Origin of the sequence: Piscinibacter gummiphilus, assembly GCF_002116905.1 — a bacterium.
GTDB lineage: Bacteria > Pseudomonadota > Gammaproteobacteria > Burkholderiales > Burkholderiaceae_C > Rhizobacter > Rhizobacter gummiphilus.
Map to the genome: position 1 here is coordinate 2,141,060 of NZ_CP015118.1, position 17,388 is coordinate 2,158,447.

The following is a 17,388-nucleotide window of genomic DNA, read 5'->3' on the forward strand; positions in this document are numbered from 1 at the left end:
CGTGTTTCGCCCGGCTTCCGCCAATCTAGGAGAATTCGGCCCCATGAGAAAACTCCTCGACGGCTACCCGATCCCGGACGGCCGATACGACGAACTGCTGGCCGGCCCGGGGACGCCGCGTCCGCACTGGGATGCCTTCCTGCGCTCGCTGGCCGCCCGCCAGGGGCCGGAGGTCAGCGACACGCTGTCGCTCACGGAACGCGAGATCCGCGAGAACGGCATCACCTACAACGTCTACGCCGACCCGAAGGGCGCCGACCGCCCCTGGGAGGTCGACCCCCTGCCACTGCTGCTGTCCGCCTCGGAATGGGACGAGATCGAGGCCGGCATCGCCCAGCGCGCCGAGCTGCTCAACCGCGTGCTGGCCGACATCTACGGCCCGCAGGAGCTGCTGCGCAGCGGCGCCATCCCGCCGTCCATCGTCTTCGGCCACAGCGGCTACCTGCACCAGGTGCAGTCCATCCGCCCGCCGGGCGGCGCCCACCTGTTCCACTACGCCGCCGATCTCGCCCGGTCGCCCGACGGCCGCTGGTGGGTCGTGAACGATCGCACCCAGGCACCGTCCGGCGCGGGCTACGCGCTCGAGAACCGGCTCGTGGTGTCCCGCGTGTTCCCGCAGCTCTACGGCGACCTGCGGGTGCAGCACCTCGCCGCGTTCTTCGCGAACCTGCGCGAGTCGGTGCTGCGCTGGGCCCCGAAGGGCGATGGCCCGCCGTTGATCGTGCTGCTCACGCCGGGCCCGTACAACGAGACCTACTTCGAGCACGCGCTGCTCGCGCGCTACCTCGGCTTCACGCTGGTCGAGGGCAGCGACCTGACGGTGCGCGACGGCAAGGTGTGGCTCAAGACCGTCGAGGGCCTGCGCCGCGTGCACGCGCTGCTGCGCCGCCTCGACGACGACTATTGCGATCCGCTCGAACTGCGGTCCGACTCGGCCCTCGGCATCGCGGGCCTCACCGATTGCGCGCGCCGCGGCACCGTGATGATCGCCAACGCGCTGGGTTCGGGTGTGATCGAGTCGGGCGCGCTGCTCGGCTTCCTGCCCAAGCTCAGCGAGCAGCTGCTCGGCGAGTCGCTGCGGCTGCCGTCGGTGGCCACCTGGTGGCTCGGCGAAAAGGCCGCGTTCGAGGATGCGTGGGAGCGCCTCGACCACCTGATCATCAAGCCCATCGACCGCACGACCCCCGAGCCCGCGGTGTTCGGCGCCGACCTGTCGCCCGCGCAGCGCGACGAACTGCGCCGCCGCGTGGCCGCGCGCCCGCAGCGCTACGTGGCCCAGGAATGGGTGCACGTGTCGCAGGCGCCGGTGCTGGAGCGCGCGCAGGCGCAGTCCCGCGTGGACCGCCTCTCGGCGCGGTCGGTCGGCCTGCGCGTGTTCGCCGTGGCCACGCCCAACGGCTACCGCGTGATGCCCGGCGGCCTCACGCGCGTGGCCGGCGATGGCGACTCCCGCGTGATCGCGATGCAGCGCGGCGGCCGTTCGAAGGACACCTGGGTGCTCTCCGAGGGCCCGATCAACGCATCGTTCACGCTGCTGTCGAGCACCGTGACCGCCGACGACCTGGTCACCTCCCGCGGCAACCTGCCGTCGCGCGCGGCCGAGAACCTGTACTGGTTCGGCCGCTACGGCGAACGCTGCGAGGCCTCGGCGCGCACGCTGCGCGTGGCCATCGCTGGCGTGCTGGGCAACAACGAGTCGCGCGCCGACGGCAACGACACGAGCCTCGCCGCCGTGCTGGCGCTGGCCGAACACATGGCGCTCATCGAAGCCTCCGACCACCCGGGCACCGAGCTGCTGCGCGCGGCCACGCACCCGGACGAAGGCCTGAGCCAGCGCCTGCGCCAGCTCTCGCGCGTGGCGTTCACGCTGCGCGACCGCATGTCCGCCGACAACTGGCGCACGCTGAATCAGCTCACATCCGACCCGGTGTTCCAGCGCGGCAGCTCGCTGCCGCTCGCGCTCGCCTGGCTCGACCGCGCGGTCACCACGAGCACCACGCTCTCGGGCTTCGTGCTCGACGGCATGACCCGTGGCACCGGCTGGCGCTTCCTCTCGATCGGCCGCCGCATCGAGCGGCTCACGAACCAGTGCCTCGCACTGCACGTCGCCCTCGAGGAGGGGCGCGACAGCGGGCTCGAATGGCTGCTCGAGTGGGCCGACTCGTCGGTCACGTACCGCTCGCGCTACCTCGTCGCACCCGAATGGATGCCGGTGCTCGACCTGCTGGTGCGCGACGACACCAACCCGCGCTCGGTGGCCTTCCAGCTGAAGGGACTGGTGGAGTACGTCGCGAAGCTCGAGCGCGCCCACGGCCGCTTCGCGGGCGACGTGCTCGCGCCGGTGCACCAGACGCTCACGCAGCTGTCCCCCGCGGACCTGCACCCGGAGAGCGCGGTGCTGCGCGGGCTGCTGGTGCAGCTGCAGCAGGTGGCGCGCACGGTGTCCGACGAGCTGACGCTCAAGTTCTTCTCGCACGCCAGCTCGCGCAGCGTGCTGTCGCTGGTGGCATGACGATGCAGGACACCCGATACCGCGTCGAGCACGAGACCCGCTACGTCTACGCGGCGCCCGTCTCGCAGTCGTGGCAGCTCGCGCGCCTGACCCCTCGCCAGCTGCCGTGGCAGCAACTGCTCGCGTGTGCCATCCAGATCGACCCGCCGCCGGACGAGCGCCACGAGGCCCCCGACAGCTTCGGCAACACCGTCACGCACTTCGGGCTGCTGCGCTCGCACCGTGTGCTGCGCGTGCGGATGACCTGCGAGGTGGACGTGGCGCCGCGGCCCGATCCCGCGGACGCGCCGCCCCTCGCGTGGGAGGCCGTGCGCGAGGCGGTGTCCGCACCCGGTGGTCCGCACGACCTGATGGCCGCGCGAATGTGCGAGCCCACGCGGCTGCTGCCGCTGTCCGATGCGGCCTACCGCTACGGGCACGCGTCCCTGACCCCCGGCCGCGACTGGCTCGAGGCGCTGCTCGACCTCACGTCGCGCATCCATGCCGAGTTCGAGTTCGATCCCGACGCCACCACGGTCAGCACGTCCGTCGACGAGGTGCTCGTGCAGCGCCGCGGCGTGTGCCAGGACTTCGCGCACCTGATGATCGCGTGCATCCGCGCGCACGGGCTGCCGGCGCGGTACGTGTCCGGCTACCTGCTGACCGATCCGCCGCCGGGCGCGCCGCGCCTGATGGGCGTGGACGCGTCGCACGCGTGGGTCGCCGCGTACGCGCCCGGCCACGGCTGGGTCGAGTTCGATCCCACCAACAACCAGCTTGCCGACTCCCGCTACATCACGCTCGGGTGGGGCGCCGACTTCGCCGACGCCGGGCCGCTGCGCGGTGTCATCCTCGGCAGCGGGCAGCAGGAGCTCCACGTCTCGGTGAGCGTGATCCCCATCTGAAGGAGGCAGCCATGTCCTACTCCCCCCTGTCGATCGAAGCCGCGGCCGACGCCAACCTGGTCGCCTCGTACCGTGCACACCTCGCCTGGCAGGAACCGTGCGAGAGCGTGGAGGCCGACGGCCTGCTCGCGGTGGCCGGCGGCAACCGCTTCCCCGGGCCGTACAAGAACATCGTCGTGCGGCTCGATCCCGACCTGCCCGCCGACCGCCTGCTCGAACGGGCCCACGCCTTCTTCGATCCGCTCGACCGCAAGTTCTCGGTGGTGGCGAGGTCCAGCCGCGACCCCGACCTGGAGGCCTACCTGCGCGGCATCGGCTACGAAATGCGCTCCGAGTCGCCGTGCATGGTGGTGGAGCAGCCCGTGCCGGTGCGGCCGGTGGACGAACACGTGCGCATCGAACGCTTCCGCGACCTGGGCCATGTGCGCGATGCCATCGGCGTGGGCGCGAACGCATTCGCTTCGCTGGGCCTGCCGGTGGAGGAAGCCCACACCATGCTTGCGCAGCACGACCGCCTGCTCGACGACGACGTGGCGGGGTTCGTTGCGTATGTCGACGATGAACCCGCGGCCACCGCGCTGACGCTGTTCAGCGATGGCGCCGCGGGCGTGTACTGGGTGGCCACGCTGCCCGCGTCGCGCGGGCGTGGCCTGGGCGAGGTGTGCACCGCACTCGCCACCAACGCCGGCTTCGAACGCGGCGCGCCGGTGGTGACCCTGCAGGCGAGTCCGATGGGGCTGCCGATCTACACGCGGATGGGGTATCGGGCGTGTGATCAGCTGCGCAGATACCGGTTGCCCTGACCCTCCCGTTGATCCGCAGGCCATCGCAGCGCCCCGGCCCTGCTGCTGCGCCTACCTTCGCGCGTTGCCGTCCTGCGCAGCGCTCGACTTCATCTCCTGGCTATACAGAGACTTCGCCACGTAAGCGTAGCTGTCTGCATTCAGCAGCCAGTCCTCCACTTCGTTTTCCACGTCCAGTTCGTTCTTGCGCGTCATCGGGTAGGCGGTCTTGCCGTTGATGAACTCCCCGCCAACCCAGCGCTGCTGCAGGCCCGACTTCACTTTCTGCAGGAAGGCAGCATCGCTCTGCGTGCGCATCGCCGTTCTCTGTGTGTGTGTCAGATCCTGGCGGGCGTCGAGTTTGCGGTCTTCCCGCTTCTTCGCCGCAGCGACGGTGTCCCACTTGTAGCAAACGTCCTTGGTCTGCGCCCATTTGTGCGTCGCCTCGTGCACGATGACGCGCGCGACGGTGATCGGCTTGGCCTCGCGCTGCTCCTGCAGCCAGTCGTAGCTCATGTGGATCGGACCGGCCTCGAAGCCGGGACGTGCCATGAGCCAGTGGCCCGTGATCGGGTCGAACCTGTCCATGAAATAGAACTTCAGGCGCTCGTGACGGTCGTCGGCGGTGTGGGCCACGAACGCTGCGGCGTTCGCCGGGGTGACGCCTTCGCGAAGCGAACTGCCAGCCTTGTCGAACAGCTGGATGCGGTACGCGTTGGTCAGGCCCGCCAACGTCTTCGCGAAGAGTTTGCGGATCTTCTCGATCCGGATCCACTGCGCATGGCCCGGTTCCACCAGATGCACGTAGGGGTCGATGTGGAAGTACTTGTAGAGCGCGAGGATCGTGCGTTCGTCGCAGACATCGGCGATCTGGGGCCCCCGGTTCGGCCCGGACATGCTGTATCGCGCGAGGAGCCTGTCGATCCGCTGGAGCGCCGTCTTCACCATCTCGGGTGCGATCGGGATCGCCTGCAACAGCAGGCTCTTGCTCTTGGCGTAGTTCGTGTTGTAGGTGACCTTGTCCGAGCCGGACAGGTTCTGCGGGTTCTGCTCCCCGAAGTGCCTGATGGAGGTTGCGCTCAGGCGCGCGTCCTCGCGATCTCCGAAGCCGACCGTCACCTTTCCGACCGTGAACAGATCCGACATGACACATCCCTTCGGCACGGTGTTCGATGGGGGATGCCTCGAACCGGTGCCGCGCGGCCGAGCGCGTGCCATTGTGCGTCGACGCGCGGTTCGTTGGCAATGCGGGTCCTGCCCGCCGAGGGCACGTCAGGGCTGAGCGCGGTGCACCCGCCCCACCGCCTCGCCCAGCTCGATCACCGCCAGCGCGTAGTAGCTCGACCAGTTGTACCGCGTCACCGCATAGAAGTTCTCGGTCCCCGCGATGTAGCTCGGCGCCGCGGCCCCGTTCTGCAGTTCGACCAGCGCGAGCTTCCCGTCGTAGTCGGCCGCACGCGCCTCCAGCGCGGCGCCGCGTTCCCCGAACTGCTGCACCGTGAACGTCGGCAGGATGTCCGGCCCGAGGAGCGTGGCGCGGTCGGACGTATCGACCGGCGGCTCCACCGCGAAGCGCGTGGGCTTGTCGCGCTGCCAGCCGTTCTCGGCGAGGAAGTGGGCGACGCTGCCGATGACGTCGGCGGTGCTGCGGTTCATGTCGATGTGGCCGTCGCCGTCGAAGTCCACCGCGTACTTGTTCCAGCTGCTGGGCATGAACTGGCCCATGCCCATCGCGCCGGCGTAGCTGCCCTTCGGGGCGAGGGGGTCGAGGTCCTCGCTGTGGGCCATCACGAAGAATTGTTCGAGTTCGTCGCGGAAGAAGGCGCTGCGGTCCTTGCGGCCCGTGGGGAAGTCGAAGGACAGCGTGGCGAGGGCGTCGATCACGCGGAAGTTGCCCATCTGGCGGCCGTAGATGCTCTCGACGCCGATCACCCCGACGACGATCTCGGCGGGCACGCCATACATCGCGCTGGCCTTCACCAGCCACTTCTCGTTTTCGCGCCAGAAGGCGAGGCCGGCACGGATGCGGATGGGTTCGACGAAACGCGAGCGGTACGCGGCCCAGTTCTTCGCGGTGCCCGCGGGCGGCGGCATGATGAACTTCGCCACGTTCGGCACGAAACGCGATTCGGCGAGTTTGCCCTGCACCCACGCCGGGTCGAGGTTCTGGCGGGCGGCGAGTTCGGCGCCGAAGCGCATCACGTCCTCGCGCTGGCCGTAGGTGACCACGTCGGGCGCGTTGTCGTCCTGCGCGGCGACGGTGCGGGCCTTCGGTGGTTTCGCGCACGCGGTCAGCGACACGGTCGAGAAGGCCGAGAGGGCGAGGACCGCCGCGATGGTGCGGCGGAACGGGACGAAGTGTTTCGGGTGGCGCATGTCGGGATTATCGAGGGGACGTCGTGCGGAGCAGGCGACGGGCTTCGGTGCGCAGCGTGGCGAGCCACGCGCGCGACGGGCGGGCGAGCGCCGCGCGGCCGTAGCGCTGGTGCTCGGCCACCATCAGCAGCGCGGCCAGCGGTTCGCCAGGGGGGCCGAACTTCTCGCGCACCTCACCGGCGAGCTGCCGCGGCGGCTGGTGGGGCAGTGCGGGCAGGCCCAGGCGGCGCAACTGGCCGGCCACGGCGGCGGCCTGGCGCTGCCACGGGTCCTGCCGCTGGCGGTCCCACCAGGCCCAGGCGACGCCGACCAGCGCGAGGCCCGAGAGGGTCAGGACCAGCAGCTTCGCGAGGTCCTGCCACGACGGGGATTCGATGCCCAGCCGCGCCAGTGCGTCGAGCTGCTGGCCGCGCGAGTAGTTCAGCACCCATTGGTTCCAGCGGTTGTCGAGGCTCTCCCACAGCGAACGCAGCTGCGGCAGGAGGTCCGGGCTCAGGGTGGCGAGCGCGCCGCCGGCGAAGCCGGGCGTCGGGCGCAGGTTGCGGCTGCTGAAGATGCGGTCGGGGGCCACGGCGGCGGTGGGGTCGGCCCGCACCCAGCCGAGGTCCTCCTGCCAGTACTCGGCCCACGCGTGGGCGTTGCTGTGCCGGACCACGCGCCAGCCCTCGCCGTCGGGCGCCTCGGCCCCCTGATAGCCGGTGACGATGCGGGCGGGCACGCCCAGCGAACGCATCACGACGACGAAGCTGGCGGCGAAGTGTTCGCAGAAGCCCTGCTTGCGGTCCAGCCAGAACTCATCGATGGCGGCCCGGCTGTCCGCCTCGCCGTACACGCCGGGTGTCAGCGTGTAGGTGTACTGGTCGGTGCGGATGTGACGGAAGAGTGCGGCCGCGAGCTGCGCCGGCGTGGCCGACACCAGGTCCGGGCGGGCGCGGAATGCCTCGGCCCACGCGCGCGTGCGGGGTGCCACGCCATCGGGCAGCTGCAGGGTCTGCTGGCGCTGGCGGTCGGTCAGCGTGCCCTGGTTCAGCTGGTATTCGGGGAAGGCGACGGCGGTGAAGCGCAGGCGGTCCCGGGTCAGGCGGCTGAGCGCCCAGCCGAGGTCTTCGCGGCGCCGGGCCTCGATGCCGTCGAGCGAGGGGGCATCGGGCGTCGCTTCCAGCAGCGGCAGCAGCGGCAGGCTGGCGGGTTCGAGCGTGATCTCGTAGCGCACGCCCGCACCGGTGGTGACGAGTGGGTCGGTCCGGATCGGGAGGGGGTAGTCGATGCTGAGGGGGGTCCACAGGACCCCGTCGAAGCGGGTGAGGACGGGGCCGCGGAAGTAGAGCCGCTGTCCCGGCACCGACCGGTCGGGGAAACGCACGCGCATCGCGATGCGCTCGTCCACCGCCAGCTCGCCCACCGAGCCGAGGTTCATCGAGTTCGACAGTCCCGTGCCGGCGAGGCCCGCTTGCGGCACGCCCCACAGCGGCCCGATGCGCGGGAACATCACGAACAGCAGCACCATGATGGGCGCGCCGAGCGCCGCGGTGCGCAGCGCGAGCGATCCTGCCTGCTTCAGGCTCGGCTGTCCCACCGGCAGGTGTGCGAGCACGAGCGCCGTCAGCAGGCCCCACACCGAGACCAGCATCGCCGCCGCGACCCCGATCGACTGCGAATAGAGGAAGTGCGTCAGCACGAGGAAGAAGCCGAGGAAGAACACGACGAACGCATCGCGTCGCGCGCGCAGTTCGAGGGTCTTCAGCGCCATCAGCACCACGGCCATCGTGACGCCGGGGTCCTTGCCGAAGAGCGTGCGGAACGACAGCAGCGTGAGCGCGGTGGCCGTGGCCAGCGCGGCGATGGGCAGCCAGCGCGGCGGCAGCGGTGCGTTGGTGAAGGCGAGGTGGGCGCGCCAGACCAGCACGAGGCCCGTGAGCGCGATGCACCACGGGGGCAGGTGGCCCACGTGCGGCAGCACGGTCCAGAGGATGACGGCGAGCAGGAACAGCGTGTCGCGCGCGTCGCGCGGCAGGGAGCGCCGGCGGAACGAGGGGGAGCTCACTGCCACAGCGCGAGTCCTTCGAGGCAGCGGCGCTGGTGATCCTCGCCATGGGCGGGCGGGATCTCGAGTCCGGGCAGGCGCAGCCCGTGGCGGGCATGGCCGCGCTCGGCCACCTGCACCCAGGCCGCGAGCCGCGACAGGCGTTCCTCGGGCGGGAGCCCCGCGCAGTGCTGCCAGTCGAGCCACAGCTCGTGCCGGGCCGCGGTGCTGGTGTCGCGGCTGACCAGGTCGCCGCCGGTCTCGAGGTAGCGGGCCGCCTTTTTCCACACGACGAGCTTGAGCGGGTCGCCACGCCGGTAGTTGCGGATGCCTTCCACCTCGCCGCCGTCGGACACCCGCCGCGCCGTGGCGGTGTCGCTCGGCGACGTGTGCGAGGGCGGCAGCGGCGCCGGCGGGTGCTCGGGCTGCGGGTACACGAGCACCGTGGCGGCCGGCCGCCACACGGACCAGGCGCGGAACAGGCCGAGCGGGAAGCGGGTCTCCACGGTGAGCACCGGCATCGCATGCAGCCCGCGCCGCAGGGGCACGAAGCTCACCTGCGCGTGGGCCTGGCCACCGGCCTCGACGTTGATCCACGTGAGGCTGTCGGCGGAGCCCGATTCGGTGCGCAGCCCGATGCCGTAGCGGGCCGGACCGGTGCTGCCGAGGGTCACGTCCATCACGACGGGCGAGCCGGCGAACGAGGGTTTCGGCGGGCGCAGCTGCAGCGTGAGGCCGCGCAGCGTGTTGTGGGTCAGGTGCATCGATACGAGCCCGCTGCCGGCCAGCAGGAAGGTCAGCACGTAGCCGAGGTTGAGCTGGTAGTTGATGGACGCGAGCAGCAGCACGATCACCGTGGCCCCGAACATCAGCCCCGCCCGGCTCGGCAGGATGTAGATGTTGCGCTGGGTCAGCACCTGCGTGTCGGTGCGGGGCAGGCGCTGCTGCCACCAGGCGCGGAAGCGCTGCCGCGTGGCGACGACGGGGTGGAGAAGGGGCTGGAATCGGGCGCGGAGGGCGGCGGCGGGCATCACGACATCGTAATGCCCCGCGCGTTCATTGGGGCGCCGATGCGGATTCGGGCGGTTGCTCCGGAATGGCGTGCTGCTGCGACTCGGGCAGCGTGCGCTTGATGGCCTCGAGGCGCTCCTTCTTCTGCGGGTTGGACAGCGACGTGTCCATCTGCACGAGCGCCGCGTCGAGCACGGCCTTCGACAGGCGGTTCTGGTCCGCGAACATCGCGTCGGCCGCGCCTGCGTCGAAGTGGCGGCGCTGCACCGCGTCGATGCGGGCCAGCAGCGCGTCGGCCGCCTCGCGCGTCTGCGGCACGCCCATCGCCATCACCTCGGTGGTCATTTCCTTGTTGTAGCCGCGGTAGCCGTGGAACAGCTTGATCGCCTTGTCGGCGTCCTCGCGCGGCAGGCCCTGGCGCAGCTGGTTCTCGAGCTTCGCGATGTCTTCCGGCGTGGGGTTCTCGCCCAGCAGCGACTGCAGACGGTCGAGCGCGGTGACGGTGCTGGCATCCACCACGAGGCCGCCGCTGAAGCCCAGGTCGAACACACGGGCCGGGTCGTCGGCGGGTGCCGGTTCCACCGGCGCGCCGGGCAGGCCGACGCGCGGGCCCGGTGCCGCGGCGGTGCCGGCGGGCGCGGCCTGCGGCGTGGGGGTCGAGGCCAGGACGCGGGCAGGGGCGTCGGGCGCGGAACTGCCGGTGGCGTACCAAGCGCCGGCGGCCGCGAGCACGACGAGGAGGGCGATGGCAGCGGCCGTGACCGGCGTGCCCCGGGACTTCTGGGCGATCAGCATGTCTTGTCTCTTCCGTGTGTTGTCAGGGTGCATCTCTGCGGATGCGGTTCCCAGAATACGCGAAGAGCGGTGGCGCCGTGAACCCCGGTTCCCTGGTGCGGAAGCTCCGTTTCGCGGGGCGGATCACCGCGAAAAACCCTGCTGACCGTGTTGCGGGAAATTGCTGATCGATCGTTCATTTCTTTTCTGGGACGATCCGCCCGCCAGCGACGAACCCGGAGTTTCTCCTCGATCCCCACGGGCGCGCGACTGGCACATCAACCACAGACAGGAGACATGACATGAAATTCCGTTTGGCCAAACTGGCCGTGCTCAGCTGCGCCCTCGCGTCCGCCAGCGCCTTCGCCCAATACCAGAAGGGTCCCGATCCCACCACGTCCAGCCTCGAACGCGCGGGCTCGTTCGCCACGCGGACGATCTCGGTGTCGAGCCTCGCCGCCTCGGGCTTCGGCGGCGGCCGCATCTACTACCCCACCGCGTCGGGCAGCTACGGCGTCATCGCCGTGTCGCCGGGCTACACCGGCACCGCGTCCACGATGTACTTCTGGGGCGAACGCCTCTCGTCGCACGGCTTCGTGGTCATCGTGATCGAGACCAACACGCTGCTGGACCAGCCGGGCAGCCGCGCCAACCAGCTGATGGCCGCGCTGAACTACACGGTGTCTCAGGGCAACAGCCGGACCAGCGCGCTGTACGGCAAGGTCGACGGCAACCGCCGCGGCGTGGCCGGCCACTCGATGGGCGGCGGCGGCACGCTGATCGCCGCGGCCGACAACGCGTCGCTGAAGGCCGCGGTGCCCATGGCCCCGTGGAACCTCTCGTCGCTGAGCTTCCGCGGCATCCGCGTGCCCACGATGATCTTCGGCTGCCAGTCCGACGCCATCGCGCCGGTGAACACGCACGCGGTCCCGTTCTACAACGCGATCCCGAGTTCCACGAAGAAGGGCTACGTCGAGATGCGCCTCGACGACCACTTCTGCGTGATGAACGGTGGCGGCCACTACGAGACCCTGGGCAAGCTGGGCATCTCGTGGTTCAAGCGCTTCATCGACGAGGACACCCGCTACAGCAAGTTCCTGTGTGGCACGGAGTACAACGCCACGGTCCGCTCGACCGAGGTCTCGGACAGCAAGAACAACTGCCCGTATTGATCGGGCCCCCCGGTCGGCTGGCGCCTCCTGCCCCCAGGGGGCGCCACGGGTGTATAGACCGGGGACATAGGTAACAGGTGTGCGAGGACCTAGGTAACACTTTTGCCCGATGCGACATCGGGAGCAATCGTGCCCTGGAGAACCGCTACCGTGACAGACCTACGTGAGGAGTTTGTTCGGTTGGCCGGCGCAGAGTCGGCCAATGTGAGCGAGCTTTGTCGCCGTTTCCAAATCAGCCGCAAGACGGGCTACAAGTGGCTGGAGCGCTGGCGGCAGGAAGGGAGAGCGGGGCTGGACAACCAGTCCACGCGACCTGGAAGTTCACCAGCTAGAACCCCCACCTCCATCGAGGAGCAGGTGCTTCAGATGCGAGCGGCCCACCCTGCCTGGGGCGGGCGCAAGATCGCTCATGTGCTGCAGCGTGACCACGGCATCGAGCTGGCTCCCAGCACCGCCAATTCGATTCTGCGTCGTCACGGCTGTATCTCACCAACGGCCAGTGCGGCAGCTCAGCCTTGGCAACGCTTCGAACACGAAGCGCCCAACGACATGTGGCAGATGGACTTCAAGGGGCACTTCCCGGTGAGCGGCCAGCGCTGCCACCCGCTCACAGTCCTCGACGATTACTCCCGCTACAACTTGACGCTGGAGGCCTCGGAGACCGAGAGCTTCGAGTTCGTGCAAGCGACCTTGAAGCGTACGTTCGAGAAGTACGGGCTACCGCGACGAATCAACACGGACAACGGCTCCCCTTGGCGAGCGCCCGGTCAGGAAGGCTTTACACGGTTAGGCGTTTGGTTCATTCGGCTGGGCATCGCTCTGACGCACAGTCGCCCGTTCCATCCCCAGACAAATGGCAAAGATGAGCGATTCCACCGCTCACTCAAAGCCGAGGTGATCAGCTGCCGCAACTTCGCTGACATGCCTCACGCCCAGCGGCACTTCGACTCCTGGAGGCACATCTACAACCATGTGCGGCCCCATGAAGGCATCGGCATGCAAACGCCCAGCCAGCGCTACCAGGCGAGCCGACTCCCCATGCCAACAGAGCTTCCTCCTGTGGAATATGGTCCCGACGACTTGGTCAGGCGCGTGCAGTCAGGCGGCTGGATTGACGTCAAGGGACGGCAGATCCGGATCTACGAAAGCCTGCGGGGCGAGCAGATTGGACTGAGGCCGCGGTCCGATCGCGATGGCTCGTACGACCTGTACTACTGCCACCACCACTTCGGACGCATCGATCTAAGCCTGCCCTGATACCCTTGAACCTGTTACCCAGGTCCTCGCACGCCTGTTACCCAGGTCCCCGGTCTATACACACGGGTCGCCCGGGGAACCCGGACTCGCGTGTGGCTTGATCGGCGGCTTCGCTGCGCTCGCCCCACACCAACGTTTGTCGTCCCGGCGCATGCCGGGATCCTGGGCGTTGGCTTTGCTCCGGAGACTTCAAGGGCCCCTCACGGGGCCCTTTTCACGCCGCGAGGCGGTCGGGTGCGGGTGTCGCCGGCGCGCCGGTGATGGCGCCTTCCTGTTCGCCGCCCAGCGCCTCGACCAGCGCGGGGATCAGCTGCTTGAGTTCACCCGTGCTGATGGCCACGTCGGCGTCGAAACCGCCGTCGTCGTCCTTGCCGGCCTTGGCGGTGTTGTTCTCGAGCACCACGTCGAGCATCTTGATCTTCTTGACCGACATGCCTTCGGTGAGCACGAACGACACGCGGCCTTCCCAGGTCATCGCGAGGTTCACGGGCAGCTTGCCCTGCTTGATGTGTTCACCGACCTCGTCGATGTCGAGCACGTGGCGCGCGTACTTCACGGCCGACTTCTCGCTGTCGGGCTGCTTCAGCTCGCACTCGCGGTCGACGGTGAAGCCGGCCGGGGCTTCCTTCGTGGTCAGCCACTCGGACATGGCCGTGGCCGGCGAGGTCTGCGTCTGCAGCAGGCGCAGCTGCAGGCCGCCGCCAATGGTCTCGACGAGCAGCGTGAGGATGCGGTCGGCCGCCTTCACGCTGCCGGCGCTCACCACCACGAGCTTCGACTGGGGGTCGATCCAGACGAGGTTGGCGGAGTGTTTCGGGAAGGCGCGCGGCAGCAGTTCCTGCATCACCTCTTCCTTGAGCTCCTTGGCCATCTTGCCCTTCGGGCGGCGGCCGGTTTCCTGCTCGATCTTGTCGAGGCGCTCCTCGAGGCGGCTCTTCACGGCCGACCCCGGCACCGCCTTGCGTTCGACGGCCAGGCGCAGGATGAGTTGCCCACCGACGCTTTCGATCAGCGAGGTGTGCTTGTCGCCACGGGGCTGGACCCAGCCGGCGGACTCGAGCTGCGTGGCGCCGCAGGACACGAAGCGGCCCTTCTGGAGGCGTTCGTCGAGGGTGTCGAGGGACGAGGTGTCCCACTGGGTGATGCGGTAGAGCAGGATGTTCTTGAACATGGACAAACTTCAGAGCAGGGCGCGGATTGTAGGGTGCGCCGGTTCGGAGGAGCCGGAAAAAGGGGCAGGGATTCTCAGGGTACGGGCACGGCTTCGAGCATCGCGCGCACCTGTTCACGCGGGCCGCGGCCGGCACCGGCCACGGGCACCAGTCGGTGGGCGACCGTCTGCGGGAGGATGGCCTGGAGGTCGTCCGGGGCGACGTAGTCGCGCTGGTCCAGCAGCGCGATGGCCTTGGCCGCGCGCAGGATGGCGATGCCCGCGCGCGGGCTCAGCCCGTCGACGAACCACTTGCCGCTGCGCGTGGCCGCGATGAGGGCCTGCAGGTAGTCGAGCAGCGCGTCGGACGCGTGCACCTTCAGCACCTCCTGTTGCGCGGCCACCAGCTCCTCGGGGGACATCACCGCCGACAGCGCGTGGATGGCCTCGCGCCGGTCGGTGCCGGCCAGCAGCGCGCGTTCGCTTGCCTGGTCCGGGTAGCCGAGCGTGAGGCACATCAGGAAGCGGTCGAGCTGCGATTCGGGCAGCGGGTAGGTGCCCAGCTGGTCGGTGGGGTTCTGCGTGGCGATCACGAAGAACGGCGCGGGCAGCGCCCGCGTCTCGCCTTCGACCGTCACCTGGTGCTCCTCCATGGCCTCGAGCAGCGCGCTCTGGGTCTTCGGGCCGGCACGGTTGATCTCGTCGGCCAGCAGCACCTGCGCGAACACCGGGCCCGGGTGGAACACGAAGGCTTCCTTGCTGCGTTCGTAGACGCTCACACCGATCAGGTCGGAGGGCATCAGGTCGGCGGTGAACTGCGTGCGGGAGAAGCGCAGGCCGAGCGACACGGACAGCGCGTGGGCGAGGGTGGTCTTGCCGACCCCGGGCACGTCCTCGATCAGCAGGTGGCCGCCGGCGAGCAGGCAGGCGACGCAGTCGCGGATGTGGGGGCGTTTGCCGACGATGATCGTGCTAATCTGGTCGACGAGCCGGGTGAGCCGGGGCGCGAGGTCGGCATTCAGCATGCAACGGCCTCCCGGCCCGGGAGCGGTACGAGAAACAACCTGGAAAACGGACGCAAACTGCAGGGGGCTGGGCGTGTCATGGCACGCACCATACCCGAAACATCGAACCGAGACACGCATGGCTACCGCCTATTACAGCCACCCCGACTGCGCTGCCCATGACATGGGCCGCGGGCATCCGGAGTGTCCGGAGCGGCTCGCCGCCATCGGCGACCACCTGCTCGCCACGGGCCTCGACGTCGCCCTCGACCAGCGCGACGCCCCGCTGGTGGACCTCGCCGAGCTGGACCTCGCCCACGACACCCGCTACGTCGCCGAGATCAGCGACCGCATGCGCCAGGCGGAAGCCTCCGGCGAGCCGCGGGCGGTCGACCCCGACACCGTGCTGTGCCCCGCCACCTGGAAGGCCGCCCGCCGCGCCGCCGGCGCCGCGGTGGCCGCCACCGATGCCGTCATCGACGGCGAGGTCGACAACGCCTTCTGCGCGGTGCGCCCGCCGGGCCACCACGCCACGCGCAACCAGGCGATGGGCTTCTGCTTCTTCAACAACGTGGCGGTGGCCGCGCGCCACGCGCTCGACAAGCGGGGCCTGAAGCGCGTGGCCATCGTCGACTTCGACGTGCACCACGGCAACGGCACGGAAGACATCGTGGCCGGCGACGACCGCATCCTGATGGTCAGCTTCTTCCAGCACCCGCTGTACCCGGGCAGCGGCGGCGTGCCGCTGGGCGACAACATGGTCAACGTGCCCATCTCGCCGTACACGCGCGGCGAAGAAATCCGCGAGGTCATCGAGATGATGTGGATCCCGCGGCTGGAAGACTTCAAGCCCCAGATGATCTTCGTCTCCGCCGGTTTCGACGCCCACCGGGAAGACGACCTGGGCCAGCTCGGCCTCGTCGAGGCCGATTACGAATGGATCACCCGCCGCATCAAGCAGGTGGCCGACCGCTACGCCCGTGGCCGCATCGTGTCGTGCCTCGAAGGCGGCTACGCGCTCGGCGCCCTGGCGCGCAGCGTGGCCACGCACCTGCGCGTGCTGGCCGATCTCTGAGCCTCTCGACCTGATCCGCGGCCGCCGTGGCGGCCATTGCCGACACCTGTGCCCATGAACGCCTCCTTCGATTTCGCCGACCTCCGCGACGTGCTGTCCGCGTTCACCACGCTGGCCGCGCTCCGCGAGGCGGGCGTGCTGCTCGCCTGCCTGGGCGGCTCCTGGGTCGTCTGCACGCTGCTGCGCCGGATGCTCACCGTGGAGGGCGCCGTGCTGTTCGGACGGCGCACCATCGACGGCGTGCTGTTCCCGGTGGTGGCGCTGCTCTTCGCGTTGCTCGGGCGCTTCCTGCTGCCCGAGGCGCATCAGGCCGCGGTGCTGAAGGTGGCGGTGCCCATCCTGCTGTCGCTCGCGGCCATCCGGCTGTCGGTGCGGGTGATGACGTACGCGTTCCCGGCGTCGCCGGTGGCCCGCGCGCTCGAACGCACCATCTCGTGGCTCGCGTGGATCGTCGCCGTGCTGTGGATCACCGGCATCATGCCGGCGCTGCTCGAGGAACTCGAGGGGTTCACGCTGCGCATCGGCGGGGCGGACGTGTCGGTGCGCACGATGATCGAGGGCTCGCTCACCGCGGCGGTGGTGATGGTGCTGTCGCTGTGGCTGTCGGCCGCGGTCGAGAAGAAGCTCGTGCGCGGCACCGGCAACGACCTGTCGCTGCGCAAGGTGGCGGCCAACCTCGTGCGCGTGGTGCTGCTGTTCCTCGGGCTCATCTTCGCGATGTCGGCCGTGGGCATCAACCTGACGGCGCTGAGCGTGCTGGGTGGCGCGGCCGGCGTGGGCATCGGCTTCGGCATGCAGAAGATCGCGGCCAACTACGTGAGCGGCTTCGTGATCCTCGCCGAACGCAGCCTGCGCATCGGCGACGTGGTGAAGGTCGACAACTTCGAGGGCCGCATCTCCGACATCCGCACGCGCTACACCGTGATCCGCGCCAGCAACGGCCGCGAGGCCATCGTGCCGAACGAGATGCTGATCACGCAGCGCGTGGAAAACGCCTCGCTCGCCACCGCCGAGTCTCAGGTGCTGATCAGCGTGGTGGTGCAGGTGGCCTACGGCACCGACGTGCGCGCGCTGCAGCCCAAGCTCGAATCGGCCCTGGCCGGCAACCCGCGGGTGCTTTCGACGCCCTCGCCCGTGGTGCAGCTGACCAACTTCGTGCCCAACGGCATGGAGCTGACCATCAAGTACTGGCTCACCGACCCGAACCGCGAGCAGGACCGGGTGAAGTCCGAGGTCAACCTCGCCATCCTCGACGCACTGGCCACCGAGAAGGTCGAGTTCCCGGGGCCGCAGCGGGTGTTGCTGCAAGGCTTGCGCGGGTTGCCGGGCGACGACCGCACCGGCTGACGGGGCCGGCAGCGCCGGGGG

Annotated in this window: 14 protein-coding genes; 7 read left to right on the forward strand and 7 right to left on the reverse strand. The window is 69.5% G+C overall.

Annotated features, from left to right (window positions below; translation table 11 throughout):
• Nucleotides 1–43 precede the first annotated feature (43 nt).
• The 3 genes from A4W93_RS09745 to A4W93_RS09755 are packed head-to-tail and all read left to right on the forward strand — an operon-like array spanning nucleotide 44 to nucleotide 4,199.
• Nucleotides 44–2,512: a circularly permuted type 2 ATP-grasp protein gene (locus A4W93_RS09745; RefSeq protein WP_085750427.1), complete on the forward strand. Its 2,469-nt coding sequence runs from the start codon at nucleotides 44–46 to the stop codon at nucleotides 2,510–2,512.
• Between the two features lie 2 nt (nucleotides 2,513–2,514).
• Nucleotides 2,515–3,396 carry a transglutaminase family protein gene (locus A4W93_RS09750; RefSeq protein ID WP_237357739.1) on the forward strand — a complete coding sequence of 294 codons (882 nt, stop codon included), beginning with the start codon at nucleotides 2,515–2,517 and terminating at the stop codon, nucleotides 3,394–3,396.
• 11 nt (nucleotides 3,397–3,407) lie between these two features.
• On the forward strand, nucleotides 3,408–4,199 hold the full coding sequence (locus A4W93_RS09755) for a GNAT family N-acetyltransferase (protein ID WP_085750429.1): 792 nt from the start codon (nucleotides 3,408–3,410) through the stop codon (nucleotides 4,197–4,199).
• Nucleotides 4,200–4,250: 51 nt separating this feature from the next.
• Here the strand turns inward: A4W93_RS09755 and A4W93_RS09760 are convergent, their stop codons facing one another.
• The 5 genes from A4W93_RS09760 to A4W93_RS09780 form a co-directional block, all read right to left on the reverse strand.
• Nucleotides 4,251–5,324, reverse strand: a complete 1,074-nt coding sequence (locus A4W93_RS09760) for a hypothetical protein (protein ID WP_085750430.1) — start codon at nucleotides 5,322–5,324, stop codon at nucleotides 4,251–4,253.
• 126 nt (nucleotides 5,325–5,450) lie between these two features.
• On the reverse strand, nucleotides 5,451–6,554 hold the full coding sequence (gene mltB, locus A4W93_RS09765; RefSeq protein ID WP_085750431.1) for a lytic murein transglycosylase B: 1,104 nt from the start codon (nucleotides 6,552–6,554) through the stop codon (nucleotides 5,451–5,453).
• Between the two features lie 7 nt (nucleotides 6,555–6,561).
• Nucleotides 6,562–8,604 carry a transglutaminase TgpA family protein gene (locus tag A4W93_RS09770; RefSeq protein ID WP_237357740.1) on the reverse strand — a complete coding sequence of 681 codons (2,043 nt, stop codon included), beginning with the start codon at nucleotides 8,602–8,604 and terminating at the stop codon, nucleotides 6,562–6,564.
• On the reverse strand, nucleotides 8,595–9,608 hold the full coding sequence (locus A4W93_RS09775) for a DUF58 domain-containing protein (protein ID WP_085750432.1): 1,014 nt from the start codon (nucleotides 9,606–9,608) through the stop codon (nucleotides 8,595–8,597). Before A4W93_RS09775 ends, A4W93_RS09770 begins: the two co-directional genes overlap by 10 nt.
• A 25-nt stretch (nucleotides 9,609–9,633) precedes the next feature.
• Nucleotides 9,634–10,383 carry a lipase secretion chaperone gene (locus tag A4W93_RS09780; RefSeq protein ID WP_085750433.1) on the reverse strand — a complete coding sequence of 250 codons (750 nt, stop codon included), beginning with the start codon at nucleotides 10,381–10,383 and terminating at the stop codon, nucleotides 9,634–9,636.
• Nucleotides 10,384–10,664: 281 nt separating this feature from the next.
• Here A4W93_RS09780 and A4W93_RS09785 point away from each other — a divergent pair, with 281 nt between their 5' ends.
• Nucleotides 10,665–11,534: an alpha/beta hydrolase family protein gene (locus A4W93_RS09785; RefSeq protein WP_085750434.1), complete on the forward strand. Its 870-nt coding sequence runs from the start codon at nucleotides 10,665–10,667 to the stop codon at nucleotides 11,532–11,534.
• Nucleotides 11,535–11,663: 129 nt separating this feature from the next.
• Nucleotides 11,664–12,791 (forward strand): IS481 family transposase, encoded by a 1,128-nt coding sequence (locus A4W93_RS09790; protein WP_085750435.1) that lies wholly within the window; start codon nucleotides 11,664–11,666, stop codon nucleotides 12,789–12,791.
• 214 nt (nucleotides 12,792–13,005) lie between these two features.
• On the opposite strand, the gene A4W93_RS09795 is transcribed toward A4W93_RS09790, so the two are convergent.
• Both A4W93_RS09795 and A4W93_RS09800 read right to left on the reverse strand, forming a co-directional pair.
• Nucleotides 13,006–13,962, reverse strand: a complete 957-nt coding sequence (locus tag A4W93_RS09795; protein WP_085750436.1) for a recombination-associated protein RdgC — start codon at nucleotides 13,960–13,962, stop codon at nucleotides 13,006–13,008.
• Nucleotides 13,963–14,036: 74 nt separating this feature from the next.
• Entirely contained in the window at nucleotides 14,037–14,966 is a 930-nt protein-coding gene (locus A4W93_RS09800; RefSeq protein ID WP_099959887.1) for an AAA family ATPase, read from the reverse strand.
• A 118-nt stretch (nucleotides 14,967–15,084) separates the two neighbouring features.
• Between A4W93_RS09800 and A4W93_RS09805 the strand changes: the two genes are divergently transcribed.
• Entirely contained in the window at nucleotides 15,085–16,020 is a 936-nt protein-coding gene (locus A4W93_RS09805) for a histone deacetylase family protein (RefSeq protein ID WP_085750437.1), read from the forward strand.
• Nucleotides 16,021–16,074: 54 nt separating this feature from the next.
• Nucleotides 16,075–17,367 (forward strand): mechanosensitive ion channel family protein, encoded by a 1,293-nt coding sequence (locus A4W93_RS09810; protein WP_085750438.1) that lies wholly within the window; start codon nucleotides 16,075–16,077, stop codon nucleotides 17,365–17,367.
• The last annotated feature ends 21 nt before the right edge of the window (nucleotides 17,368–17,388 follow it).